Genomic DNA, 24,088 nt, shown 5'->3' with positions numbered 1-24,088 from the left:
AAGGGCGCTTCATGCCAGACCGCGCACGGGTCGCGGCCGTTCTCGGCCCGACCAACACGGGCAAGACCCATTACGCCATCGACCGGATGCTCGGCTACCGGACCGGAATGATCGGACTGCCGCTGCGGCTGCTCGCGCGCGAGGTCTATGACAAGATCGTCGCCGCCCGCGGGCCGTCCGTCGTGGCGCTCGTGACTGGCGAGGAGCGGATCGTGCCGAAGCGGGCGACCTACTGGGTCTGCACCGTCGAAGCGATGCCCGAGGGCATGGGCACCGATTTCGTCGCCATCGACGAGATCCAGCTCTGCGCCGATCCCGAGCGCGGCCATGTCTTCACCGACCGCCTGTTGCGGATGCGCGGCCTGCGCGAGACGCTCTTCATGGGCGCCGACACCATGCGCGGCCCCATCGCGGCGCTTGTCCCGGGCTGCGAGTTCATCCGCCGCGAGCGCATGAGCCAGCTCGCCTATACCGGCTCGAAGAAGATCAGCCGCCTTCAGCCGCGCACCGCCATCGTCGGCTTCTCGGTCGAGAACGTCTACGCCACCGCCGAGCTCTTGCGCCGGCAAAAGGGCGGTGCGGCTGTGGTCATGGGGGCGCTCAGCCCGCGGACGCGGAACGCGCAGGTCGAACTCTACCAGTCCGGACAGGTCGATTTTCTTGTGGCCACCGATGCCATCGGCATGGGGCTCAACCTTGACATCGATCACGTGGCGTTCTCGTCGCTGTCGAAATTCGACGGCCGCCGGATGCGCCTGCTGGCCCCGAACGAACTGGCGCAGATTGCCGGGCGCGCCGGGCGGGGCATGTCGAATGGCACCTTCGGCGTCACAGGCGAGGCCCATCCGCTGGACGAGGAGGTCGCCGAGGCGATCGTCGATCACCGCTTCACGCCAATCAAGAAGCTCAACTGGCGCAACGCGGACCTGTCGTTCGGCAGCGTCGAGCACCTGATCCGGTCGCTGGAGAAATCGCCGGACGATGAGCGGCTCGCCAAGGCGCGCGAAGCCGACGATCTCATGGCGCTCAAGCAGTTGTCCCGCGACGCCGAGGTGATCGCCCGGGCGTCGGACCCGAAATCGGTCCGCCTACTCTGGGATGTCTGTCGCGTGCCGGACTTTCGCGGCATCTCTCACGCGGAACATGCTGGCCTCTTGCAGGTTATATTCGGACACCTTCACGAGCGTGGCGTGATCCCCGACGACTTCGTCGCACGGCAGGTCAAACGGATCGACCGGACAGACGGGGACATCGACACGCTCTCGAAACGGCTGGCGTTCATCCGGACGTGGACCTATGTGGCCCAGCGGTCCGGTTGGGTCCGGGACGAAACGCATTGGCGCGATACGACACGCGCGGTAGAAGACAGGCTGTCCGATGCGCTCCACGAGCGACTGACGCAGCGATTCGTTGACCGGCGGACGAGCGTGCTCCTCCGCCGGTTGAAGCAGAAGGAGGCCCTCTTGGCCGAAGTGAACGACAAGGGCGAGGTGACGGTCGAAGGCGAATTCGTCGGCCGCCTCGAAGGATTCCGGTTCCGTCAGGACAAGGATGCGCAGGGGCAGGAGGCGAAGACCCTCAAGACTGCCTCGCTGCAGGCGCTCGCGCCGCATTTCCACCTGCGGGCCGACAGGTTCTACAACGCGCCCGATACCGAGATCGACTTCACCGAGCAGGGCGGCCTTATGTGGGGCGACCAGGCGGTGGGCAAGCTCGTTCAGGGCGACGATCCGCTGAAGCCGCGGATCGTGGCGTTCGTCGACGATGACGCCGGCGCGGACGTGGCCCAGAAAGTCGAGCGGCGGCTTCAGCACTTCATGGACCGCCGGATCGCCGCGCTGTTCGAGCCGCTGGTGAACATCCAGAAGGACGAGGCGCTGAGCGGCCTCGCCAAGGGCTTCGGTTTCCGCATGGTCGAGGCGATGGGCGTGATCCCGCGCGGCCAGGTGGCAGACGAGGTGAAGGCGCTCGATCAGGATGCTCGCGGCGCCCTGCGCAAGCACGGGATCCGGTTCGGCCAGTTCACGATCTTCATGCCGCTGCTGCTCAAGCCCGCGCCGACACGGCTGCGCCTTGTCCTCTGGTCGCTGGCGAACGGCCTCGACACCTTTCCCGAGGCGCCGCCGCCCGGGCTGGTTACGGTCCCCGAAACGCCGGGCATGCCGCAGGATCAATACGCCGTGATGGGCTACCGCCGGGCCGGCCAGCGCGCGATCCGCATCGACATGCTCGAGCGCCTCGCGGACATGCTGCGCGGCGAGGACACCCGCGGCGGCTTCGAGGCGCGGGCCGACATGCTGTCGATCACCGGTCTCACGCTCGAGCAGTTCGCGGACCTCATGCAGGGTCTCGGCTACCGTGCCGAGAAAGGCGAACGCGAGAAAGTGAAGGCGGTCGATCAGACGGTCCCCACGGACGAGGACGTCGCTCACGAGGCGGAGGTGCCGCCTGAAGGCACCACGGCCGAAGAGGACTCCATCGCAGACGTATCGCCCGAGACGATCGAGCCCGACGCCCCCGAGGGCCCCGTCTTCGACGCGGCCCAGGACACGGAAGCCGGTGCGATCACCGAACAGCCGAACCCGGCCCCGGAAAGCCCGGCGGCCGAGGCGGCAGGCGACATCCCCGATGCAGACCTCGCCCCCGTGGCCGAAGAACTGGTGGACCAGCCCCCGGAAGAGCCCGTGGACAAGGTCTCGGGCGAGGAGACGCCGATCGGGACTGCGCCTGACGAGGACGTGGCCGGCCCGGAAACCGAGGTGTACTACACGTTCACCTGGGCCGGGAACCGCGGCAACCGGCAAGGCCGGGGTCAGGGCGGCGAGCGTCAGGGCCGCGGCGGCAACGCCGGAGGTGAGCGCGGGCGTGGCGGTCCGAAGGGAAGCGGCGGCAAGGGCAAGCCCAAGGGCGGCAAGCGTCCGCCGCGCGACGGCCAGCAGGGCGCGCGCTCGGCCGAATCCAAGCCGCAGAAGAAGGACCGGATCGATCCGGACAACCCCTTCGCCGCGGCGCTCATGGGGTTCAAGGACAAGTCGTAAAGTGACCGGGGCCGAGGACGTCCCGGCGCCGCCGGGCGGCAAGTTGCGCGTCGACAAGTGGTTGTGGCAGGCGCGGTTCTTCAAGACCCGCAGCCTCGCGGCCAAGGTCGTCTCGGGCGGGCACGTTCGGCTCAACGGCGCCCGTATCGCGAAGCCCGCCGTGGCGGTGGGGGCGGGGGATGTGCTCACCTTTCCCCAGGCCCGCGACGTCCGCGTCGTCCGCATCGTCGCACTGGGCGAGCGGCGCGGGCCGGCGCCCGAGGCGCGCGGCCTCTACGACGATCTATCACCGCCCGAACCGCGTGCGCCGGACCCCTCCAGGCCGGTGGCGAGCGCGGGTGGGCGACCCACGAAGAAGGCACGGCGGCAGCTCGATCAAACCCGCGGTGAGGCGCTTGAATGACCCCCGCGCTTGGTCTAGCTGTCGCCCGACACGGCACCGGGATACGGAAATGACCTATATCGTCACCGACAATTGCGTCGCCTGCAAATACACCGACTGCGTCGAGGTATGCCCAGTAGATTGCTTCTACGAGGGCGAGAACATGCTTGTCATTCACCCCGACGAATGCATCGACTGCGGTGTGTGCGAGCCCGAGTGCCCGGCGGATGCCATCCGCCCGGACACCGAGCCGGACATGGAGAAGTGGGTCGAGTTCAACCGCAAGTACTCCGAGCAATGGCCCGTGATCGTGACCAAAAAGGACCCGCTCCCCGAGGCCGAGGAGCGTGACGGAGAGACCGGGAAGGTCGAGAAATACTTCTCGGAGGCGCCGGGCGAGGGCGGCTGAAGCGATTCGCGCGGAGGTTTGCCGACGCGCGGCAGGTATCCGCCGTAAGTGCCTGATTTGGCGCGAGATTAACCCTTGCGCGGGGTGTGCTGGAAAGTGCGCCCCGAAAGTGTTATATTTCTACCACAAATGGGTACGGCGTGTGCATACGGCGTCCGGGACATGCTGCCGCCGGACGATTGCTCCCATGAGACCGACCGTGAGGTGACCGGGAACCGAGGTTTCCGATTGCCTCTCGTGTCGTCTGTGTACTGCCGAGCTGTCGAGGAAGTCGCTCTATGACCAAAGCCAAGAAGTCCGAATTTCGCCCGAATGACTATGTTGTGTACCCCGCGCACGGAGTGGGCCAGATCATGTCGATCGAGGAACAGGAGATCGCGGGCATCAAGATGGAACTGTTCGTCATCTCGTTCGAGAAGGACAAGATGACCCTGCGCGTGCCGACGCACAAGGCGACCGAGGTGGGCATGCGCTCGCTGTCCTCGCCTGATGTGGTGAGCGAGGCGATGAAGACGCTGCGCGGGAAGGCCAAGGTCAAGAAGGCGATGTGGTCGCGTCGCGCCCAGGAATACGAGCAGAAGATCAATTCCGGCGACCTGATCGCCATCGCCGAGGTGGTGCGCGATCTGCACCGCGCGGACGATCAGCGCGAGCAGAGCTATTCGGAGCGTCAGCTTTACGAAGCGGCGCTCGAGCGTCTGACCCGCGAAGTCGCCGCCGTCTCTGGCGGGGACGAGGTCGCAGCAGCGAAGCAGGTCGACGAGGTTCTGGTTTCGCGCGCGGCCTGATCCGCGACTGTTATATTCCGATTTCGGGCCGCATCTTTGGATGCGGCCCTTTTCATTTGAATTTTCTATAGTTTGAACGACGCGGGCGGGGCCGATTTAACGTGGCCTTAAGCGCGTGCGCCTGACTCTGGATGAAGAGGCGCCCGGCAGTTGGGGGCCGGCCTCGGGGACAGGGGCGTCATGCAATGAGTTTCACACCCGTCATTCCAGCGTCCGGTCTTGCCGGCTGGGCCTACCTGTCGCGCACCCGGCAGGACCAGCAGCGCATCCACGAGAATTCCGCCCAGACACAGCGGGACATTGCCGCATTCAAGTTCCGCATTGGCGATATCGAGACCGCGGACCAGCTGCTCGACGACCGCGCTACGCTGCGCGTGGCGCTCGGGGCATTCGGCCTCGAGGAAGAGATCGGAAATCGCGCCTTCCTCGAACGGGTGCTGACCTCGGATCTGTCGGACCGCACGTCGCTTGCGAACAAGCTCAGTGACAAGCGGTTCCTGGCCTTCGCGCAGGCGTTCGGCTTCAACGGGGACGGCCCGCGCCTGTTGATCGAGGGGGAGACCGGACTGGGTGCGCGCCTCTCGGCGGTGGAGAGCGCTGAGGAGCTTATCGCAACGCCCTCGCTCCTGCGGGAGGCGCTGCAGAAATTCGGCCTGGAAGGGGACGCGCGCAACCCGTTCTTCCTGCAAAGCGTGCTGGAGTCGGACCTCTCCGACCCGGGGTCCTTCGCGAACCGCCTGAGCGACGAGACCTACGTCGAGTTCGCGCGCGCCTTCAACTTCGGTGCGCGGGAGAAGGCGGCCAGCACCCCCGTGGCGCGCTTCGTCGCGGCCTTCGAGGGTCGGATGGACACACTTCGAACCGCAGACGACCTTCTGGGCGACCCAGCGCTGCGCAGCGCGGCGCTGGACGTCTTCGGGATCGAGGGACCGGTCAGCACCAACTTCCTGCGGCAGGTCCTGACCTCCGACCCGGCCGTGCCGGAGTCCTTCGTGAACGGGCTCGGCGACCGCCGCTTCCTTGCCCTGTCGGAGGCGTTTGGCTTCGGCACGCCGCCGCCCACGGATGGCTCGGACCCGGCACCCAGTCGCGCCGCGGCCTTTGTCGAGGCCGTCGGCGCCGAAGCCGACACTCTGAACGCTGCGACGGATGTTATCTTCAACAACGCCGTGCGCGAGGTGACCTTCGACTTCTTCGACGTCAGCAACCGCTCGGACCTCGTCTATCTCCAGCGGGTCATGGAGTCCGACCCTGCCAACCCGACCTCCCTGAGCGGCCTGCATCCCGACCGGCGCTATGCCGCGATGGCCAAGGGCTTCGGCTTCGCGACCCCGGAAGCGGGCCGCGTCCTGCCCGAAGGTTTTGCCGACGAGATCGTGCGGCGCTACGTCGACCGCAGTTTCGAGGTCAAGGTGGGCGAGGTCGACACCACCATGCGGCTTGCCCTGTCCCTAGGCCGCGAACTGCAGACGGTGGCCGACCGCAGCCGCTCGGAAAGCACCCAGTGGTTCGCCGTCATGTCCTCGCCGCCGCTGCGCCAGGTGTTCGAGACCGCGTTCAGGCTGCCGCCCAGCTTCGGCTCTCTCGATCTGGACCAGCAGCTCGACGTCTTCCGGGACCGTGCCGAGCAGGCCTTCGGCACAAGGAGGGTGGACGCCTTCACCGATCCCGAAAAGCTCGATGCCCTGCGCCGGCGGTTCCTGGTCCTGTCAGAGCCTGAACCGCAGGCCACCACTGCCGGGGGCGCCGCCGCGGCGCTGTCGATCCTCTCGGGCACCGCGGGGGCGTAGCGCGTGCCCTCAGGCCGCATCGTCCTTCCGCTCGAGCGCCGAGAAAAGGGCGGTTTCCAGCTCCTTCTCGAGCTCCTGCGCGCGGGCGATATAATCGGGATTGTCCTTGGCCGGCACGTCGGGGCGCCAGTGCTTCGCCAGCTCGCGGACGGTGTAGCGGTCGTGATGGTAGAACGTGTTCTGGGCCTCGTTCGCCTCGTACTCGGTCAGGCCAATCTGCTCGAGCACGTAGCGTCCGGCGCGGATCGAGCTGTCGAACATTTCGCGCACGATGTCGTCGGCGCCGGCCTGGTACAGCTGGTAGACATGGGTGCGATCACGGGCTCGCGCCACGATGTGCAGACCCTCGCCACGGTGCCGGCGGGCGTAGGACACGAGCCGCGTGGTCGCCGCGGGATCGTCGAGGGCCACCACCAGCACCTTGGCGTGGTCGATCCCCGCGGCGTGCAGCAGTTCGGGGCGCGTCGGATCCCCGAAATACCCCTTGAAGCCGAAGCGGCGCATCAGCTGGATCGTCTCGATGTCGTGGTCCACCACCACCGTCCCGAAACCGCAGCTTTGCACCAGCCGGTTCACGATCTGCCCGAAGCGTCCGACGCCTGCGATGATGACCGGCGCATGTTCGTCGATCTCGTCGTCGGCGCGCTCTTCACCGCCGTCCCCCATGCGCTGCGACAGCCATTCGTAGATGATGAAAAACAGCGGCGTGAAGAGCATCGACAAGGCGATGACCAGCAGCAGGCGCTCGCCCAGCTCGGGCAGGAAGACGCCCTGCTGGAGGGAGAACGACACCAGCACGAAGCCGAATTCGCCCGCTTGCGCCAGCCCGAGGGTAAAGAGCCATCTCTCGCGCCCGCGCAGGCCGAAGATCACGCCGAGACCGTAGAGGATCGCCCCTTTCAGCAGCATGACACCAAGGGCGAGGGCAAGCAGCGTGAGCGGTTCGCCAAAGAAGGTGCCGAAGTCGATGCCAGCGCCCACGGTGATGAAGAACAGGCCGAGGAGAAGGCCCTTGAACGGCTCGATGTCAGACTCGAGCTCGTGCCGAAACTCGCTGCCCGCCAGAACGACGCCCGCCAGGAACGTGCCGAGCGCAGGCGAGAGCCCCACCAGCATCATCAGGAACCCGATCCCGAGCACGATCAACAGGGCAAAGGCGGTGTACATCTCGCGAAGCCGCGCGGCGTGGATGAAGCGGAAGATCGGCCCGACAAGGAACATCCCCGCAAGAATGATCGCCGCGATCGCAGCCAGCGTGACCAGTGCGACACCCCATCCCGGCAGGCCCTCGACCAGCGACATGGTTGCGTGGTGGGCATCCTCGCCGTGACGCTCGATCGAGCCGTCGGCGTTGAGCGTGGTCATCCCCGAAGCCGCGAGCAGGGGCAGAACCACCAGCATCGGGATCACGGCGATGTCCTGCGTCAGCAGCACCGAGAAGGTCGAGCGGCCGCCGGCGGTCTGGATCAGCCCCTTCTCGGACAGGGTCTGGAGGACGATGGCCGTCGAGGACAGCGCGAAGGTCATGCCGACGGCGAGAGCCGGCCCCCACTCGAGACCGAGCGCCATGCCTGCCGCCATCACCGCAGCGCCGGTCACGACGATCTGAAGCCCCCCGAGGCCGAGGAGCTTCTGTCGCATGTTCCACAGCGCCCGCGGCTCCAGTTCGAGGCCGATCAGGAACAGCATCATCACCACGCCGAACTCGGCGAAGTGCTGCAGGTCCGATGTCGCGGTGACGAGGCCCAGTATCGGCCCGATGACGATCCCGGCCAGCAGATAACCCAGAACCGAGCCGAGCCCCATCCGCGAGGCGAGCGGCACCGCGATCACCGCGGCGAGCAGGAAGATGGAGGCCTGGTAAAGAAAGGTTTCCATGGTCGTCGCGATCCTCGGAGCGTTGCTGACCGAGTGTGGCGCGAGCGGGACAGGAATGACAACAGCGCCCGGTCACGGTCGCGGCATCGCGTCGCGCGACGGAGGGCCAGTGCCACGCGCCCGGGCAGCATCACGGCCGCCCGGAGCGACGGGTCAGGGCATCTCGAGCGTCACGTTGCGCCCGCTCTTGACGTAGCGCAGTTCGGACTCGCCGATCGCCGCGACGCGCCCGCCGTCGATGCGGTCGCCGACCTTGACCTTCTGGTAACGCCCGTTCGACAGGCGCACCAGCGCGCGGCGGCTCGAGGGCTGGCCGTAGACGCCGATCAGGTTCACGCCCCGCAGGTTCAGCGCGTTGCGCACCGTCGCCTGCTGCGACACGGACCGGTTCGAGGGCGCGCTCGGGCTCACGGTCTGCGGCGCGACCTGCGCGGCGGCCGCCACCTGCTGCGGTGCGGCCTCGGCCTGCGCGGCGCGCGTGTCCTCGACGATGCTGGCGAAATTGCGCGGCCGCGTGATGGGCTTGCGCGACGCGGCGATGGCCTGTGCGGTGGCCTCGGCGATGCCGTTTTCGTCGGTGCCTTCTTCGGCAGCGGCGGCTTCTTCTGCCGCAACCTGCGCGCTTTCTGGACGCACGAGAGGGCGGAGCGAGGCAAGCTCGGTCCGGCTGACGCCATTGAACGCCGCGCGCTCGGTGTCTTCGATCAGGGTCACCGGACGATCGTTGGGCCGAGTACTGCCAAGGCGGCGCAGCGTCTCGACTTCCTCGATGGTAGTCGGCACGGCGGCGGCGCCATCAGGCAGCGCCTCGGTTCGATTTGGCGGAACTGCGGGCGGCAAGCCCGCGAAGATGCGGATTTGGTCAGGGTTGATCGCGCCCTCGGGGGTCGCATTCACCAGTCCGCGGGCGTCCAGGTCGAACACGGTGTCGGCGGGTGCCGGCGACATGGGTGCGGGCAGGGTCGCATCCGCACGGGCGGTGTCGAGCGCGGGCAGAGCGATGGCGTCGCTCCCGCTCACGGTGTTGTCGAGAGACAGTAGATAGACGTCCTCGGTGCCCTGCGGGCCGGGCTCGAGCGGCAGCGGGGCTTCGGGCGCGCGAGCCCAGATGCCGGTGGCGGCGTAATTCGCCTCTGCCGCGTTCGCGTCGAGTTGCTCGGGCGTGATCGTCGGCTCGGAGAAGGCGGCGGGACCTTCGGACGCGTCGGTCTCGGTGTCGAGTGCGGCGACCTGCGTGTCGGCGGTGGCATCGGCATTCTCCGCCACGGGCTCTTCGACTGCCGGGCCGGTCGCGGTGGCCACGGCAGAGGATTCCGCCGTGCGGAACAGTCGCGCGATCCCGTCGTCGAGGAAGACCGAGGCCCAGGCCGCCACGCCGGCAAGAAAGATCAACAGCGCGGCCGTCAGCATGAGGCCGAGGAAGCGTGGCTTGCCACCCACATTCTGCGCATCGGACCGGGCGCCGAACACCGTCATGCTCTGCGCCTCGTCGCGGGGCGCCTTGGCCTTGGCAGCCTTTTTGCGGCCGGGGCGAAGCGAGGCAATCCGGTTCGGTTCGGAGCCTTGGGTGTCGGTTGTAGGAGCCTCGGAGGCAGCGGGACGGTCAAGCGACGCAGCGAGGTCAGGGGCCGGAGCGCCGGTAGCGGCGGCAGGCTTTGGCGGAGTGGCGGGACTTTCAGGCGCGCGATCGTCGGGCCGGCTTGCGGCGAGGGAGCGCAGGCGGGCCTGCACCTCGTCGGGGTTGGGCCGCGCGGGGATCGGGCGGTTGAGGGTGCCGCCCTCCTGGGCCGGGCCGACGCGCGGTGCGCCGGCGGGCGCCTCCGCCTCGCGGGCGGCGCGCACGCTCGAGAAGGTCGGGGTCGCCGGGGCGACGGGCGGCGCGGGAGCGGCTGGTCCGGTCCCAGCGCTTGCCGGAGCGGCTTTTGTCTCTGAGCTGGTCGCCGTGGTCCCGGCGTCGGTCGGGGACGTTTCGGCCGGTGCGGATGAAAGTGCCTCAGAGTCCGATCCGGTGTCCGTGGCGGCGGCTTCGGCGGGCACTTTTTGACCCGGGTGGGGCTTCGGATCACCGGGTGCGGTGGACGCTGCAGTGCCAGATTCCGGCTTCGATCCGGTCGGCGCACTGTCTGGCGTGGTTTCACGTGCCTCGGGTCGCTGCGCGGCGGCGGCCGTCGATGTCGCGGACGCGCTCGTTGCGCCGACCGCAGCGGGCGCGGGCTGGCGATTCGGGGTGCTCGGTGTCTCGGCTGAAGGCTCGGCGCTGCCGGTCTTCGCTTCGCGTGCGGTCCCCGAAGGCGCGGCAACGGCAGGAGCCGCCTTTTGAGGCTCCTTCGCGGCCGCAGAGGCCGGCTCGGACGTAGCGGGCTTGACTTCCGGCGTCCGCGGGGCGGTTTCAGACTTTGTCACGGCCGGCGTTGCCGACTCTGTCGCGGTCGTACGCTCGACGGAGAAGAGCGGGAGCGAGGCGGCGGCCTCAGTCGTCCCTGAATCGCGCGTGGCCGGTTCTTGCGCCTCGGACGCGACCGGTTTCGTCGCCGCCTGTTTCGCCTCCACTTCGGCTGTTGGCCGGGGAGTCTCGGGCGAGGAAGGAGCGGTTTCGGCGGGTACCGGCGCCGCGGCAGGTTCGAGTGCCGGTTCCGCTTTGGGGGGCGTGGAGGGCTCCGGCGCGGGTGCGTCTTGCGCCGGGGCAGCCCCCGAACCCTGTGGCGATGCTGTCGCAGCCGAGGCCGCGGCGGCACCCGCCTCGTCCGCGCTCACCAGGCGGATCGGGCGGGCGTCGCGCTCGGGCTGGGGCCCGTTCCACGACGGAAGCGCGCCGAAGAACGGTTCGCCCTTGAACTTGCGCGGCTTGGGCAGGGCCACGGCGCAGGCGGGCCGGAAGCCATGCGCCAGCGCGAAGGCCTCGGCCTCTTCCAGAGTCTCGCGGGCGACCACGGCGATGAACAGCCGGTCCTTCTTGATCGTGAAGTCGTAGACCAGCTCGTTCATCGCGTAGGGCGTGGCGCCATCAACGGCCGCGTGCGCCTCGGTCGCGCGGGTGTTGTCCTCACCGGGGTCGGGGCGGTCGAGGAACTTGATCTGCTCGGCCGGGATCACGAGCTTCACGACGGTGCCGTCGGGCGACAGCGCCTCGGCGGCGGCGCGCAGGCGGGTCATGTCCGCGTCGAGGTCGCCGTCCAGCTGGGCCTCGCCGATCTGGGTCCAGCCGTTCGGCCCGCGTTGCAACAGCGCGATCCCCTCGAACGACAGGTTGAGCGCAAAATCCGGTGTCATATCGGGACCTTTACCATCGCACAGCGGGTGTGGGGAGTCCGGGAGCGGGCTTCCCCTGCTTCTAACGCAGGAGCCCGCCGATCGGAAGCAGGGGAGGCTTGTGGCGCGGTCACGCCTTCGCGACACTCTGCCGGCATACAGGACCTTCGGAGGCATCATGCGCAGATCAGGAATCATCGCGGCGGCACTTGTGGCGTTGGCCCTGCCGTTCACACAGGCGGCGGCGCAGACAGCGGCCGAGGCCCCGCGGGTCATCACCGTCACCGGCGAGGGCGAGGCCGCCGCAGCGCCCGACATGGCGACGATCCGGCTTGGCGTGACCGAACGCGCCGACACCGCGCAGGCGGCGATGGACGCGGCCTCGGGCGTGGCCGAACGGCTTCTCGCGGCGCTGTCGGAATTCGGCATCGACCCGCGCGACGTGCAGACCACGGACCTCTCGCTGTCACCGGTCCTCGGCGAGCCTGACGGGCCGGGCCGGACCGCCGAGGTCACTGGCTTCGAGGCGTCGAACCGGGTGACGGTTCGGGTGCGACGGCTGGACGACCTGCCGGCGATCCTCGGCGCGGCGCTCGAAGACGGGGCCAACCGGCTGGACGGCCTGAATTTCGCGGTGTCGAACCCCGATCCGCTGCTCGACGAGGCGCGGCGCGCGGCGGTCGAGGACGCGCGGGCCCGCGCCAGCCTGTTCGCCGAAGCCGCGGGCGTCACGTTGGGACCGGTCCGCTCGATCTCCGAGCAAGGTGGATACGGCGGGCCGATGCCCGTGGCCGAGATGCGCATGGCGGCAGTCCCGATCGCAGCCGGAGAGGCCGGCTACTCGGCCTCGGTGACCATGGTCTTCGGCATCGAGGACTGACCGGGGTTCTCCAGCAGCCAGGTCAGCACGTAGACCCGGATCGCCGAGGCCAGTCCGGTCTCGACCTCGCGCGCGCCGTCGATCTCGGCGGCGAGCGCGTTCACCGGCTTGCCTTCTCGCGTGGCGATGTCCCGGAACACGGTCCAGAACTCGTCCTCCAGCGAAACGCTGGTGCGGTGGCCGCGGAGGGTCAGGGATCGCTTGACGGGTCGTCCGGGCATGGCCGTTCCAGCTGATGATCGTCCACATGTCGGCGGGCGTCCTCGGCGGCACGCGTATCGCGCGCCTTCTCCTCTGCGGTCCGGCCGAACCGCACGGCATTCTCGTCCGCCGCGGCGCGTCGCGCATCGCGCTGCCGCTGCTTCCGGACACGGGAGAGGTTGGTCACCTTGGCCATATGTTCAGCTTACGGAATGTGGCTGGAGAGGCCAAGAGGGCCCGGGCGCGACGCAGCGGAACCGCGCCGATGCCCGGGGCCGGGAGGCCGATCAGTCCTTCGGACCGATCATGTCCTCGGGACGCACCACGCGGTCGAAAGTTTCTTCGTCGACGAAGCCCAGGTTGATGGCCTCTTCCTTGAGCGTGGTGCCGTTTTTGTGCGCGGTCTTGGCGACCTTGGTGGCATTGTCGTAGCCGATGGTCGGTGCGAGCGCGGTCACCAGCATCAGCGAGTTGCGCATCAGCTCGCCGATCCGGGTCTCGTTGGCCTCGATCCCCGAAACCATGTTGTCGGTGAAAGCCGATGCCGAATCGCCCAGAAGCTGCATCGATTGAAGCAGGTTGTAGCTCATCATCGGGTTGTAGACGTTGAGCTCGAAGTGGCCCTGGCTGCCGGCAAATCCCATCGCCGCGTCGTTGCCCATCACGTGCGCGCAGACCATGGTCAGCGCCTCGGCCTGCGTCGGGTTCACCTTGCCCGGCATGATCGAGGAGCCCGGCTCGTTCTCGGGCAGGATCAGCTCGCCCAGGCCCGAGCGGGGGCCGGAGCCGAGAAAGCGGATGTCGTTGGCGATCTTGAAGAGCGAGCCCGCGACGGTCTTCAGCGCGCCCGACATCATCACCATAGCATCGTGGGCGGCCAGCGCCTCGAACTTGTTGGGCGCGGTCACGAAGGGCAGGCCGGTGATCTCGGCGATCTTGGCGGCGACGCCCTCGGCCCAGCCGGCGCGGGTGTTCAGGCCGGTGCCCACGGCGGTGCCGCCCTGGGCCAGCTCGTAGATGTCGGGAAGGCAGGCCTCGACGCGCTCGATCCCCTTCTTCAGCTGGTGCGCGTAGCCCGAGAATTCCTGCCCGAGGGTCAGCGGCGTCGCATCCTGGGTGTGGGTGCGGCCGATCTTGATGATCCCGTCGAATTCCCTGGCCTTGGCCTCGAGCGCGGCTTGCAGCTTCTTCAGGCCCGGCAGCAGCACGTCACGCGCCTGCATGGCCGCGCCCACGTGCATCGCGGTCGGGAACGTGTCGTTCGACGACTGGCCCATGTTGCAGTGGTCATTGGGGTGGACCGGCTTCTTGGAGCCCATCTCGCCGCCGAGGATCTCGATCGCGCGGTTCGAGATCACCTCGTTGGCGTTCATGTTCGACTGCGTGCCCGAGCCCGTCTGCCAGACCACAAGCGGGAAGTTGTCGTCGAACTGGCCGTCGATCACCTCCTGCGCGGCCTGCTGGATGGCTTCGCCGATCTCGGACCCCATGGTGCCCTGCTCGACGTTCTGCTGGGCGCAGGCCTTCTTGATCGCGCCGAGCGCGCGCACGATCGGGACCGGCTGGCGCTCCCACCCGATGGGGAAGTTCATGATCGACCGCTGGGTCTGTGCGCCCCAGTACTTGTCGGCGGGAACCTCGAGAGGGCCGAAGCTGTCGGTCTCGGTGCGGGTGGCGGTCATGTCTCGTCCTCGCGTGAAGGTCATCGAGGCGCGGGATAGCGCGCTGCCGCGGCGCGGGCAACATGGATGCACGCTGCGGCGGCGGGCATGGCGCGCACGGTCCGGCGCATCCGGACGGGCGCGGCGCCACGGCCGCCGGCGGAACTCAGACCATCATTTCCTTGGTCGCCGAGAGCGTGATCTCGGGATAATCCCGCTCGACCCGGTCGATGTCCCACTGCATCCGCGTGAGGTAGACCACATCGCCGTCGTTGTCGTGACCGATGTGCTGCTTGTTCTTGGCCGCGAAGGTCTCGACCGCGTCCTTGGGGCCATGGACCCACCGGGCGGAGGTGAACTGCGACGGCTCGAAGCGTACGGGCAGGCCGTATTCCTGTTCGATCCGGGCGCCGAGCACCTCGAATTGCAGGGCGCCCACCACGCCCACGATGTAGCCCGAGCCGATGGACGGCTTGAACACCTTGGCCGCGCCTTCCTCGGCGAACTGGAACAGCGCCTTTTCAAGATGCTTGGCCTTCATCGGATCGCCCGCGCGCACGCCTTGCAGCAGTTCGGGCGCGAAGGACGGGATGCCGGTGACCTTCAGCGCCTCCCCCTCGGTCAGCGTGTCGCCGATGCGCAGCTGGCCATGGTTCGGGATGCCGATGATGTCGCCGGCCCAGGCCTCTTCGGCCAGTTCGCGGTCGGAGGCGAGGAAGAGCACGGGCGCGGTGACGCTCATGGTCTTCTTGGACCTTACGTGCGTGAGCTTCATGCCGCGCTCGAAATGGCCCGAGGCGAGGCGGACGAAGGCAACGCGGTCGCGGTGCTTGGGGTCCATGTTTGCCTGGACCTTGAACACGAAGCCCGAGACCTTGCTCTCTTCGGGCGCGATCTGCCGCGGCTCGGCGCGGGCGGGCTGGGGCTCGGGCGCGTAGGCGCCGATGCCCTCCATGAGTTCCTTAACGCCGAACGAGTTGATCGCCGAGCCAAACCAGATCGGCGTCATGTGCCCCTCGAGCACCGCCTGCTTGTCGAGCGCGGGCAGAAGCTCGCGCGCCATCTCGACCTCTTCCTTCAGCTGATCGAGCAGGCCCGCGGGCACGTGCTCTGCCAGCTTTGGGTCGTCGAGGCCGCTGATCTGGATGGACTCCGCGACCTTGTTGCGGTCGGCGCGATCCATAAGCTCGAGCCGGTCGTTGAGCATGTCGTAGGCGCCGACGAAGTCGCGGCCCATGCCGATGGGCCAGGACGCCGGCGTCACATCGATGGCGAGATTCTCCTGGATCTCGTCGACGATCTCGAAGACGTCGCGGCTCTCGCGGTCCATCTTGTTGCAGAAGGTCAGGATCGGCAGGTCGCGCAGGCGGCAGACCTCGAACAGCTTCCGGGTCTGACTTTCCACGCCCTTGGCGCCGTCAATGACCATGATCGCCGCGTCCACCGCCGTCAGCGTGCGGTAGGTGTCCTCGGAGAAGTCCGAGTGGCCGGGCGTGTCGACGAGGTTGAAGCGGAAGTCGCGGAAATCGAAGGACATTGCCGAGGCCGAAACCGAAATGCCGCGATCCTTTTCCATCTGCATGTAATCCGAGCGGGTGCGTCGGGCCTCGCCCTTGGCGCGGACCTGTCCCGCCATCTGGATCGCGCCGCCGAACAGCAGGAACTTCTCGGTCAGCGTGGTCTTGCCGGCATCCGGGTGCGAGATGATCGCGAAGGTGCGGCGCCGCGCGATTTCGGGCGGCAGGGCGGGGCGGTTTGAGGGCGCGTCGAGCATGGCCGCGGATATAGCGCCGCACCCCGGCCGCCGCAATCGGGCGGCGGGGGCGTCACGATCTTAATTAAGATCGTGACGCGGGCGGCCCGCGGGACGCGGCAAAACTCTTAGCGTAAGAGTTTTGCCGCCCGGAACCGGCGCCCTGCGCGGGCGGTTCTTCAGGCGAAAGGAGACCCGCCATGGCAGACGACCGGTCGTCCATCAAGGACGAGAAACTCTACGAGGACCTGCGCGACGAGGGCATGTCCAAGGAAAAGGCCGCCCGCATCGCGAACGCGAAGGCGAACGACCGGCAGCAGCCCTCGAAGAAGGGCGGCAAGCAGCCTCCCTACGAGGAGTGGAGCAAGGACGACCTCTACGAGCGTGCGCAGGAGATCGGCATCGAAGGACGTTCGGACATGACGAAGGACGAGCTGATCGAGGCGCTGCGCGCGCACTGACACGCCGTCTTTCCCGCGCCACGCTTTGGGGGCAGACTGAACCCGGGCCCCGGGATGCGGAGGAGGACGGATCATGGACCTGAAGGACATTGCCCAGGCGCTGGTGGAGGGGTGCAACGCCGGCGCGGAGGTCGACAACCTCGATCGGCTCTATGCCGACGACGCGGTCTCGGTCGAGTCGGCTGCCATGTCGGGGATGGACAGCCGCGAAACCCGCGGGCTCGACGGCATCCGGGGCAAGCATGCCTGGTGGGACAGCGCCACGGCCGACGTTGTGTCGCGCGCCGAAGGGCCTTTTCTTCACGGCGACGACCGCTTTGCGGTGATCTTCCACGCGAAGGGACGGATGGTCGCCGACGACAGCACCTTCGAGATGCGCGAGGTCGCCGTCTACCATGTCAGCGACGGCCGCATCGTCCGCGAGGAGTTCTTCCAGGACGGGCAGTGAGCGATCTGCGAGAAGCATCCGGCCTGGCTCGCAGAGCGGTAGCCTACTTTTGGAACTGTCGGAGGGGGCTGGCACATGCGCAGCCTGGTGCGGCGGAGTCTGGCGCCTCGCCATGACGGATTTTCATATCGGGCGCGCCGCAAGAGAAAGCGCTTCTGCGTGAATCGGCGCGTCTCGATCAAGCGCTGCGAGGACGGTTTGGGTGTGCATCCCCATTACCCACTCGTCAGGTTTGGTGAGGAACGTCGTGATCTCCCTTTCCGCAGCACCTCGCATCGCGGGCATCGGGTCGCCGGTTATCCGGAGCGGCCGGGCCGTACCGACCATAGGTATTGCGTTTGGCTGAAGATCATCGGGTTCGATCCACAAGCCATCGCCTGCAGCGCGGGGACGACCCCGGCCCGTTTCCGGCGCCATCGTGCAGCCGCCTGCCGCGCACCTCACCCGCTCGACGATCTCCGCAGGATCTCGGCGGCATCCGCGCGGCGCAGAAGCGATTCCTGCACCTCGATCTCGTGACCTCCGTCGGCGCGGTGCCCGGGGATCACCTTGTCCAGCGACGCCGGGAGGTCGGCGGGCAGAGCGCCGCGGGTGCGGGTGTCGATCAGCATGGATTCCGCCGCGATGCCTTCGGCGTAGATGATCTGGTGGTGGTCGAAGAGCATCTGGTAGTAATCCACGAACCCGCCGTTCATCCGCGTGACGCTGTCGCCGTTCACCAGGTGCCGTGCCTTGACCAGAAGCTCCGAGCGGCCTGCGCCGAGCCGGTCCGTCCGTTGGTAGATGAAAAGCCTGTGGTCGGGGCTCACGATCAGGTCGTTGATGTTGTTGAGCGTGCCCGCTCGGATCACGATGGGGGCGAACTCGCCAATCGCGCGGACGGTGGAATGGCCGATCCAGCGGATCTCCTGCACGCCGTCATCGCGGGTGAGAACCCGGTCGCCGACCTCCAGCGTCTCGATCGCGCGCTGGGCGCCCGAGGCCATGGTGATCATCGTGCCGCGGGTGAAGGACACGCAGGCCACTTGCGCAAAGACCTGCGCCGCGCGGTCGCGGTCGATCCCCACGAGCGCATAGTCGGCGCGCGGCCGCAGCGGCGCGAGGGGCAGAAGGTAGACGCCGTCGACATTCCCCTCCGCGTCCGTTTCGACCATCACAAGCGCTTCGGTGGTGGAGCCGTCGCCCGACATGAACGTCAGCGCGCAGTCGAGGTGGATATCCGCGCCGGGGCGGCCGACATCGCCGTCGGGGCCCACGGTCAACGACGGCTCGTCGCTGGGCAGCAGGCTGAGGCGGACCGGCGCGGCCACCGGCGACAGGCGGTAGATGTCGTCGAGCATCAGCTCGTCGCAGAACGAGATGCCGTCACCGAGGTTCGCGCCGTTCGACACGCGGAACTGCCCGGCCCGGTAGACCGAGACGGATTGGGCGGGGCGGCTTTCGGCGTCGGCGCGCATTGCGGACTTCCCAAGGGTTTCGGGACGGCGGGTCCCTCTCTATACCTGCCCTATACATCGAAAGAAATTATGTCTTCAAATTGCCCGAGTGCCGAAGATGTGTCGGCAAGTGGGGCAAGGGACGCAACGGAACGGAGGCAGGCATGGACCTGGGGATCAAGGGAAAGCGGGCGCTGGTGACGGCCTCGTCCAAGGGGCTGGGCCGCGGCTGCGCCGAAGCGCTGGCTGCAGCGGGCGTGGACCTGGTGCTGAACGCGCGCGGCGCCGAAGCGCTGGAGGCCACCGCCGCGGACATCCGCGCGGCGCACGGCGTCGAGGTGACCGCCGTCGCCGCCGACATCACCACCGAGGAAGGACGCGCGCGCGTGCTCGAGGCCGCGGGCGCGGTCGACATCCTCGTGACCAACGCCGGCGGTCCGCCCCCTGGCATGTGGTCGGACTGGGGCCGGTCGGACTTCATCGCCGCGCTCGACGCCAACATGCTGGCGCCGATCGCGTTGATGACCGCGCTGTTGCCGGGAATGATCGAGCGCGGCTGGGGCCGGGTCGTCAACATCACCTCGCAATCGGTGAAGGCGCCGATCCCGCAGCTCGGACTGTCGAATGCCGCGCGCACCGGCCTCACGGGCTATGTCGCGGGGACCTCGCGGCAGGTCGCGCCCCACGGCGTGACGATCAACAACCTTCTGCCGGGCATCCACGACACCGACCGGGCGACTTCGCTCGACCAGGGGGTGTCGCAGCGCGAAGGCGTCGACATGGCGACTGCCCGCGCGCGGCGTGAAGCGACCATTCCCACGCGCCGCTATGGCACCCCCGAGGAATTCGGCGCGGCCTGCGCCTTCATCTGCTCGCAGCACGCGGGCTTCATGGTGGGACAGAACGTGCTGCTGGACGGTGGCGCGACCAACGCCACGATCTGATGGCGCGCGGCCCGGACGGGCAGGGAGGCGGCGCCGGCACCTCGTTGTCGGCGCAGCTCTTCAACGCGCGGACGGTGGGCGATCTCGGGGCCGAGTTGTCGGTTCTGCCGGGCTTCGACGCCGAGCGGTTCGTTGCCGAGGCGATCCGCGACCTCGACGGGCTCGGCGTCTTCGCCCGGCTCGACCGGATTGCCGATGCCGCCGAGGCGCAGTTGCCGCGGGACTTTCCCGCCATGGCCGACGCGCTCGAGGCCGCACTGCCACCGCCGCTCGACCCGGAGCGGACGGACGACGATTTCGGCCGTTTCATCCACGCGCTTCCGGGTGTTCTGGCGGTGCGGCACGGGCTTGCCCATCCCGATCGGGCGCTCGACCTGATCCACGCGGCCACGCAGCGATTTTCGATGGAATACGCGGTTCGGCCATTCCTGTCGCGCTGGCCGGACCTGACGCTTGCGCGGATGGCGGACTGGGCGGAGGATGCCAACTACCACGTGCGACGGCTGGTCTCCGAGGGCACGCGTCCCCGGCTGCCGTGGGGCGCGAACGTGACCATCGACCCCTTGGCACCCCTGCCGCTGCTGACTGGTCTGCACGCGGATCCCACGCGCTATGTCACGCGGTCGGTGGCGAACCATCTCAACGACCTGACCAGGATCGCGCCGGATGCGGTCTACCGCGCGCTCGGCACGTGGCACGCGGAAGCCCGGCAGGAGCGACGCGAGCTTGAGTGGATGACCCGCCACGCCCTCCGGACGGCGGTGAAGCGCGGTGAGCCCGAGGCGCTGCGGCTCTTGGGCTACGATCCCGACGCGGCGCTTTCGGTTACCGTCGATGCGCCCGAGGTCGTGAGGATCGGCGCGACGCTCGACCTCTCCGTGATGGTCGAGGCGCACGAGGCGGCGCGGGTCATGGTCGACTACCGGGTGACGTTCCACCGGCCCGGCGGCCGCGCCGGAGAAAAGGTCTTCAAGCTGGGGCAGGGACACATCGCGCCCGGCAAGCCGCTGCGGCTTGCGAAGAGCCACCGGCTGAAACCCGATGCCACGACGTTCACCTGGCATCCCGGTCCGCACCGGCTGGTGGTGCAGGTAAACGGGCGGGATCGGGCGGAGATGGCCTTCGAGGTGGAGGACTAGGCGGGGCGTCGGCGATAAATCCGCGCGGTTGGCATGTGAGCGGCGCAGACGTCGCACCGTGAGATCGGCGTCCGGGTTGCCCGCGTGCCATGCGGAAGCAGCGCTGAACGTGCTTAGGCGGTCCTGCCTCGAATCCACCGCCTAGCCCGCGGTCAACAACGTCCCGCCGCGGGGCACGTCGAAAGCGGCCGACGGACCGAGCGACAGGAAACCATCCGCAGCCCGCCTGCGGAGTCACAGGTCGCTTCTCAAACCGGCGCGGTGCCCCAGCGTGCTTCGAGCCGCTCGAGCGCGGCCACGCGTTCCTCGGTCTTGGGATGGCTCATCAACCACGCGGGCATGGCGCCCCGCGACCCGGTGAGGCCCTCCAGCTTGCGGAAGAGCGACTTCTGCGGCGCGATCCCGATTCCGGACTTGGCCAGCAGCGCCGCGGCGTAGGCGTCGGCCTCGTACTCGTCGTCGCGCGACAGCCGTGCCGCCAGCAGCGAGGTCAGCGCGTTCGCGATGACCACCCCGAGGCCCGGGATCAAACGGCTCAGCACCATGATGAGCGCGGTCCGCACGGCGTTCTGGCCGGAGAAGTCGATCATCCGCTTGCGGGCGTGCCCAAGCGCCACGTGACCCAGTTCATGCGCGATCACGCTCGCCATCTCCTCGGCCGAAACCTCGCCCGAACGGTATTTCTGGTAGAAGCCGCGGGTGATGAAGATGCGGCCGTCCGGCGCGGCGAGGCCGTTCACCGGCTCGATCTCGTAGATGTTCACGCGAATGCGTTTGAGGTCGAGCGCCTCGGCCATCCGGTCGGTCAGCGTCTTGAGACGCGGATCGGCCAGTTCGGTAGACTTGGCATCGAGCTCGCGCGCCGTGCGCCAGGCCGAGATGCGGTACATCGCCAGCGCATAGAGTATCGCGAGGAGGAGCGGGGTGAACTTCAGCATGGTCCGAATATGGGCCCGGACCGGGGCGCGGCCAAGCGCCGGGGTGATCCCCGGCGCCTGCCAATTCGTCGCGGGTTGCGCTGGCGCGCTCAGACCAGCTTGGCGTCCATGGTGATCTCCGCGGTGCCGCCCTTGTAGAGCTTGGAGATCGGGCAGCCCTCCTTCGCGGCGTTGGCGGCCTCCATGAACTTGGATTCGTCCATGCCCGGCACCGATGCCGTCACGTCGAGATGAACCTTGGTGACCGAGAAGCCGTCGCCGTCCTTCTCGAGGCTGACGGTCGCCTTGGTGTCGATTTTCTCGGGCGTGGCGTCGTGCTGGCCAAGGATCATCGACAGCGCCATCGAGTAGCACGAGGCATGTGCCGCGCCGACCAGCTCTTCGGGGTTGGAGCCGGGCTCGCCCTCGAAGCGCTTGTTGAAGCCGTACTGCACGCCGTCGAGGACGCCGGACTCGGTCGAGATGGTGCCGGTGCCCTCTTGCAGGCTGCCTTCCCAATGTGCGGTTCCGAACTTGTTGATCATGGTGGATACCTCCGATCCGGTGTGTGTCTCGATGGGTCAACGGCGAGTGGACGCCCGGGTTCCTGTCGCGCGCGATGTTTTGCCGCCGCGGACCTTCGCGAAATCGCGCCCCGGCGCTGTCTGGGGCTGCCGCACACGGCTCCGCGTCCTATAAAGGCCTGGACCGCCAGCAGGAGACCGGAACATGGCAGACGACTACAGCTCGAACGCGCAGACCTTGGGCGCCGTCGCGATCGACAGCTTCACCACGGGCGTGCTCGAGACCGAGGGGGACACCGACTGGTTCGCCGTCGTGCTGGAGGAGGGTGCGACCTACAATTTCGGTGTCTTTGGCGAGGATGGCGGCGGTGGCACGCTGACCGATCCGACCGTGGCCCTGGTGACCTCATCGGGCGCGGAACTGGCGTCCAACGACGACTTCGAGGGCCAGAGCCTCGATGCCGCGGTGTTCGGCTTCGTCGCGCCACGCTCGGGAACGTATTTCCTCGTGGCCGGCGGGTTCGCCGGCGACACCGGCAGCTATTCGGCGGCGATCGAACTCGAGGAACCCGCCGCCGGGAATGATCCCGACGACGACTATCCCGCCGACCGCAGCACCGACGGCGCGCTGACCGCGAACCAGCCGGTCGCGGCGCGCTTCGGCGACGTGGGCGACGTGGACTGGTTCGCCATGACCCTCGCCGCCGGTCAGCCCTACCGCATCGACGTGAGCGCGAGCACCGGGACCTTCACGGACGTGGTGCTGCGCGGCGACGGCATCGACGGTCTGCCCTTCCTGATTGACGCCACCATGCCGTTCACGGTGCCGCGCGACGGCACCTATTTCGCCGACGTCTACGGCGGGGCGGTGGAAGACTACACGGTCACGCTGCGCCCTCTGAACATCTCCGAGACGGGCGACACACGCGGCGCGGCCACGGCCGTGGCCAATGACGGTACCGCGCAGGGCACGGTGGACTACGCGCTCGACACCGACGTGTTCGCCGCACGGCTGGGCACCGAGGAGACCTTCAACGTGGTGGTCGGCCCGCGCGGGGCGGGGGCCCTGTCGCTCGAGGTCCGGCTGACCGACGGCGCTGGCACGGTCCTCGGCACGGGAGACTACGATGCCGAGGCCGACCTCTGGACCGTGGCCGACGTGTCGGTGCCGCGCGACGCCACCTACTACGTCGAGGTGACCGACGCCGGCTCTCTCGTCGGCGCGCGTTACGACGTCGAGATCGAGGGCTTCGTGCCGGTGGTCAGCGACGGCACGGACGCGCGCGATGACGTCACCGGAAGCCCCGGCGCCGACACCATCTCGGGCGGGGCGGGCGACGACATCCTGCGCGGCGAGGGCGGTGCGGACCGGCTGGTTGGCGGGCCCGGCGACGACGGCCTCTACGGCGGCGACGGCGCCGACACGATCCTCGGCGGGCCGGGCAACGACGACATCGCGGGCGCCGCGGGCGCCGACGTGATCCGCGGCGGCGACGGCAACGACCTGATCGGCGGCGGCACCGGCGACGACGACATCGACGGCGGCACGGGCTCGGATGGCATCTTCGCCGGCCGTGGCGACGACACCATCCTCGGTGGCGAGGGCGACGACCGGCTCTCGGGCGGCATCGGCGTCGACCGGGTCGAGGGCAACGCCGGCGACGACGAGTTGGGCGGCGGCCGGCAGGACGACGTGGTGATCGCGGGTGACGGCAACGACACCGCGGGCGGCGGCGGTGGCAGCGACATCGTGCGCCTCGGCGCCGGCGACGACCAGGGCTTCGGCGGCTACGGCAACGACCTCGTGCTTGGTGGCGCGGGCGACGATCTCGTGGCCGGGGGCTTCGGCAACGACACGCTCGACGGCGGTACCGGCAACGACACGCTGCGTGGCGGCGGCGGAGCCGACAGCTTCGAGTTCCGCGACCTCGTCGCCGGCGAGACCGACGTGGTCGAGGATTTCGATGCGCGGTTCGACCAGCTCGTCTTCGAGGGCGTCGCGGCGTCGCAGGTCGACGTGGCGCAGGCCGGCGCCGACGTCGAGATCGAGGCCGCGGGTCAGCTCGTGGTGGTCGAGGATGCCGACGCCGAGGCCGTATCGAACGCGGTTTTCATTCTCGGCTGACCGGATCGCGGCGGCGCGGCGCCATGGTGCCTGCGCCGCCCGTGATATTCCCGTTCAAGGCGAAC

General features: G+C 68.4%; 20 protein-coding genes. 11 read left to right on the top strand and 9 right to left on the bottom strand.

Features of this window, described 5'->3' with window-relative positions; all coding sequences use genetic code 11:
- Nucleotides 1-11 precede the first annotated feature (11 nt).
- From BMX29_RS09300 to BMX29_RS09280, 5 genes are all read left to right on the top strand, one after another.
- Nucleotides 12-3,038 carry a helicase-related protein gene (locus BMX29_RS09300; RefSeq protein WP_092812161.1) on the top strand — a complete coding sequence of 1,009 codons (3,027 nt, stop codon included), beginning with the start codon at nucleotides 12-14 and terminating at the stop codon, nucleotides 3,036-3,038.
- A 1-nt stretch (nucleotide 3,039) separates the two neighbouring features.
- A complete protein-coding gene (locus BMX29_RS09295) occupies nucleotides 3,040-3,441 on the top strand; it encodes an RNA-binding S4 domain-containing protein (RefSeq protein WP_092812159.1) in 402 nt (133 codons plus the stop codon).
- A gap of 49 nt (nucleotides 3,442-3,490) precedes the next feature.
- A complete protein-coding gene (fdxA, locus tag BMX29_RS09290; RefSeq protein WP_043844603.1) occupies nucleotides 3,491-3,829 on the top strand; it encodes a ferredoxin FdxA in 339 nt (112 codons plus the stop codon).
- A gap of 278 nt (nucleotides 3,830-4,107) precedes the next feature.
- On the top strand, nucleotides 4,108-4,617 hold the full coding sequence (locus BMX29_RS09285) for a CarD family transcriptional regulator (protein WP_043844602.1): 510 nt from the start codon (nucleotides 4,108-4,110) through the stop codon (nucleotides 4,615-4,617).
- Between the two features lie 185 nt (nucleotides 4,618-4,802).
- Complete coding sequence (locus BMX29_RS09280) at nucleotides 4,803-6,407, top strand: DUF1217 domain-containing protein (RefSeq protein WP_175471165.1); 1,605 nt, start codon at nucleotides 4,803-4,805, stop codon at nucleotides 6,405-6,407.
- Nucleotides 6,408-6,416: 9 nt separating this feature from the next.
- Here BMX29_RS09280 and BMX29_RS09275 read toward each other — a convergent pair whose 3' ends face one another.
- Together BMX29_RS09275 and BMX29_RS09270 are read right to left on the bottom strand one after the other, a co-directional pair.
- The gene (locus BMX29_RS09275) at nucleotides 6,417-8,285 is read right to left on the bottom strand and encodes a monovalent cation:proton antiporter-2 (CPA2) family protein (RefSeq protein ID WP_092812155.1); all 1,869 of its coding nucleotides are present in this window, start codon (nucleotides 8,283-8,285) and stop codon (nucleotides 6,417-6,419) included.
- A 153-nt stretch (nucleotides 8,286-8,438) separates the two neighbouring features.
- Complete coding sequence (locus BMX29_RS09270; RefSeq protein WP_092812153.1) at nucleotides 8,439-11,555, bottom strand: hypothetical protein; 3,117 nt, start codon at nucleotides 11,553-11,555, stop codon at nucleotides 8,439-8,441.
- Nucleotides 11,556-11,712: 157 nt separating this feature from the next.
- On the opposite strand from BMX29_RS09270, the gene BMX29_RS09265 reads away from it, so the two are divergent.
- Nucleotides 11,713-12,414: an SIMPL domain-containing protein gene (locus BMX29_RS09265; protein ID WP_092812151.1), complete on the top strand. Its 702-nt coding sequence runs from the start codon at nucleotides 11,713-11,715 to the stop codon at nucleotides 12,412-12,414.
- On the opposite strand, the gene BMX29_RS09260 is transcribed toward BMX29_RS09265, so the two are convergent.
- From BMX29_RS09260 to BMX29_RS09245, 4 genes are all read right to left on the bottom strand, one after another.
- Nucleotides 12,372-12,635, bottom strand: coding sequence for a ribbon-helix-helix domain-containing protein (locus BMX29_RS09260; RefSeq protein WP_092812150.1), 264 nt, complete (start codon nucleotides 12,633-12,635; stop codon nucleotides 12,372-12,374). The genes BMX29_RS09265 and BMX29_RS09260 overlap by 43 nt on opposite strands.
- The gene (locus BMX29_RS09255; protein WP_092812149.1) at nucleotides 12,605-12,811 is read right to left on the bottom strand and encodes a DUF4169 family protein; all 207 of its coding nucleotides are present in this window, start codon (nucleotides 12,809-12,811) and stop codon (nucleotides 12,605-12,607) included. The genes BMX29_RS09260 and BMX29_RS09255 overlap by 31 nt, the downstream gene beginning before the upstream one ends.
- 91 nt (nucleotides 12,812-12,902) lie before the next feature.
- Nucleotides 12,903-14,297: a class II fumarate hydratase gene (gene fumC / locus BMX29_RS09250; protein WP_092812148.1), complete on the bottom strand. Its 1,395-nt coding sequence runs from the start codon at nucleotides 14,295-14,297 to the stop codon at nucleotides 12,903-12,905.
- Nucleotides 14,298-14,442: 145 nt separating this feature from the next.
- Nucleotides 14,443-16,050: a peptide chain release factor 3 gene (locus tag BMX29_RS09245; RefSeq protein ID WP_043844597.1), complete on the bottom strand. Its 1,608-nt coding sequence runs from the start codon at nucleotides 16,048-16,050 to the stop codon at nucleotides 14,443-14,445.
- 179 nt (nucleotides 16,051-16,229) lie between these two features.
- On the opposite strand from BMX29_RS09245, the gene BMX29_RS09240 reads away from it, so the two are divergent.
- Together BMX29_RS09240 and BMX29_RS09235 are read left to right on the top strand one after the other, a co-directional pair.
- A complete protein-coding gene (locus BMX29_RS09240) occupies nucleotides 16,230-16,490 on the top strand; it encodes a DUF7218 family protein (RefSeq protein WP_092812147.1) in 261 nt (86 codons plus the stop codon).
- A 73-nt stretch (nucleotides 16,491-16,563) separates the two neighbouring features.
- Nucleotides 16,564-16,938, top strand: a complete 375-nt coding sequence (locus BMX29_RS09235) for a nuclear transport factor 2 family protein (RefSeq protein WP_092812145.1) — start codon at nucleotides 16,564-16,566, stop codon at nucleotides 16,936-16,938.
- 440 nt (nucleotides 16,939-17,378) lie between these two features.
- Here the strand turns inward: BMX29_RS09235 and BMX29_RS09225 are convergent, their stop codons facing one another.
- Nucleotides 17,379-18,395 (bottom strand): Hint domain-containing protein, encoded by a 1,017-nt coding sequence (locus BMX29_RS09225; RefSeq protein ID WP_043844595.1) that lies wholly within the window; start codon nucleotides 18,393-18,395, stop codon nucleotides 17,379-17,381.
- 143 nt (nucleotides 18,396-18,538) lie between these two features.
- Here BMX29_RS09225 and BMX29_RS09220 point away from each other — a divergent pair, with 143 nt between their 5' ends.
- Both BMX29_RS09220 and BMX29_RS09215 read left to right on the top strand, forming a co-directional pair.
- Nucleotides 18,539-19,318, top strand: coding sequence for an SDR family oxidoreductase (locus BMX29_RS09220; RefSeq protein WP_092812141.1), 780 nt, complete (start codon nucleotides 18,539-18,541; stop codon nucleotides 19,316-19,318).
- The gene (locus BMX29_RS09215; protein ID WP_092812139.1) at nucleotides 19,318-20,457 is read left to right on the top strand and encodes a hypothetical protein; all 1,140 of its coding nucleotides are present in this window, start codon (nucleotides 19,318-19,320) and stop codon (nucleotides 20,455-20,457) included. Before BMX29_RS09220 ends, BMX29_RS09215 begins: the two co-directional genes overlap by 1 nt.
- 248 nt (nucleotides 20,458-20,705) lie before the next feature.
- Here BMX29_RS09215 and BMX29_RS09210 read toward each other — a convergent pair whose 3' ends face one another.
- On the bottom strand, nucleotides 20,706-21,395 hold the full coding sequence (locus tag BMX29_RS09210) for a M48 family metalloprotease (RefSeq protein ID WP_092812137.1): 690 nt from the start codon (nucleotides 21,393-21,395) through the stop codon (nucleotides 20,706-20,708).
- 89 nt (nucleotides 21,396-21,484) lie between these two features.
- A complete protein-coding gene (locus BMX29_RS09205; protein WP_092812135.1) occupies nucleotides 21,485-21,919 on the bottom strand; it encodes an OsmC family protein in 435 nt (144 codons plus the stop codon).
- Nucleotides 21,920-22,103: 184 nt separating this feature from the next.
- On the opposite strand from BMX29_RS09205, the gene BMX29_RS09200 reads away from it, so the two are divergent.
- Complete coding sequence (locus BMX29_RS09200; protein WP_092812133.1) at nucleotides 22,104-24,023, top strand: calcium-binding protein; 1,920 nt, start codon at nucleotides 22,104-22,106, stop codon at nucleotides 24,021-24,023.
- Nucleotides 24,024-24,088 lie beyond the last annotated feature (65 nt).

The sequence above is a fragment of the Roseivivax marinus genome, from assembly GCF_900109705.1.
Classification (GTDB): domain Bacteria; phylum Pseudomonadota; class Alphaproteobacteria; order Rhodobacterales; family Rhodobacteraceae; genus Roseivivax; species Roseivivax marinus.
Note: the sequence above shows the minus strand (reverse complement) of the source record. Positions and strands in the feature narration are given on the sequence as shown.

What these genes read in the sequence shown, in the direction of transcription:
- BMX29_RS09300 (WP_092812161.1), top strand. Translation starts at nt 12, where the DNA reads ATGCCAGACCGCGCACGGGTCGCGGCCGTTCTCGGCCCGACCAACACG.
- fdxA (WP_043844603.1), top strand. Translation starts at nt 3,491, where the DNA reads ATGACCTATATCGTCACCGACAATTGCGTCGCCTGCAAATACACCGAC.
- BMX29_RS09285 (WP_043844602.1), top strand. Translation starts at nt 4,108, where the DNA reads ATGACCAAAGCCAAGAAGTCCGAATTTCGCCCGAATGACTATGTTGTG.
- BMX29_RS09280 (WP_175471165.1), top strand. Translation starts at nt 4,803, where the DNA reads ATGAGTTTCACACCCGTCATTCCAGCGTCCGGTCTTGCCGGCTGGGCC.
- BMX29_RS09275 (WP_092812155.1), bottom strand. Translation starts at nt 8,285, where the DNA reads ATGGAAACCTTTCTTTACCAGGCCTCCATCTTCCTGCTCGCCGCGGTG.
- BMX29_RS09270 (WP_092812153.1), bottom strand. Translation starts at nt 11,555, where the DNA reads ATGACACCGGATTTTGCGCTCAACCTGTCGTTCGAGGGGATCGCGCTG.
- BMX29_RS09265 (WP_092812151.1), top strand. Translation starts at nt 11,713, where the DNA reads ATGCGCAGATCAGGAATCATCGCGGCGGCACTTGTGGCGTTGGCCCTG.
- BMX29_RS09260 (WP_092812150.1), bottom strand. Translation starts at nt 12,635, where the DNA reads ATGCCCGGACGACCCGTCAAGCGATCCCTGACCCTCCGCGGCCACCGC.
- BMX29_RS09255 (WP_092812149.1), bottom strand. Translation starts at nt 12,811, where the DNA reads ATGGCCAAGGTGACCAACCTCTCCCGTGTCCGGAAGCAGCGGCAGCGC.
- fumC (WP_092812148.1), bottom strand. Translation starts at nt 14,297, where the DNA reads ATGACCGCCACCCGCACCGAGACCGACAGCTTCGGCCCTCTCGAGGTT.
- BMX29_RS09245 (WP_043844597.1), bottom strand. Translation starts at nt 16,050, where the DNA reads ATGCTCGACGCGCCCTCAAACCGCCCCGCCCTGCCGCCCGAAATCGCG.
- BMX29_RS09240 (WP_092812147.1), top strand. Translation starts at nt 16,230, where the DNA reads ATGGCAGACGACCGGTCGTCCATCAAGGACGAGAAACTCTACGAGGAC.
- BMX29_RS09235 (WP_092812145.1), top strand. Translation starts at nt 16,564, where the DNA reads ATGGACCTGAAGGACATTGCCCAGGCGCTGGTGGAGGGGTGCAACGCC.
- BMX29_RS09225 (WP_043844595.1), bottom strand. Translation starts at nt 18,395, where the DNA reads ATGCGCGCCGACGCCGAAAGCCGCCCCGCCCAATCCGTCTCGGTCTAC.
- BMX29_RS09220 (WP_092812141.1), top strand. Translation starts at nt 18,539, where the DNA reads ATGGACCTGGGGATCAAGGGAAAGCGGGCGCTGGTGACGGCCTCGTCC.
- BMX29_RS09215 (WP_092812139.1), top strand. Translation starts at nt 19,318, where the DNA reads ATGGCGCGCGGCCCGGACGGGCAGGGAGGCGGCGCCGGCACCTCGTTG.
- BMX29_RS09210 (WP_092812137.1), bottom strand. Translation starts at nt 21,395, where the DNA reads ATGCTGAAGTTCACCCCGCTCCTCCTCGCGATACTCTATGCGCTGGCG.
- BMX29_RS09205 (WP_092812135.1), bottom strand. Translation starts at nt 21,919, where the DNA reads ATGATCAACAAGTTCGGAACCGCACATTGGGAAGGCAGCCTGCAAGAG.
- BMX29_RS09200 (WP_092812133.1), top strand. Translation starts at nt 22,104, where the DNA reads ATGGCAGACGACTACAGCTCGAACGCGCAGACCTTGGGCGCCGTCGCG.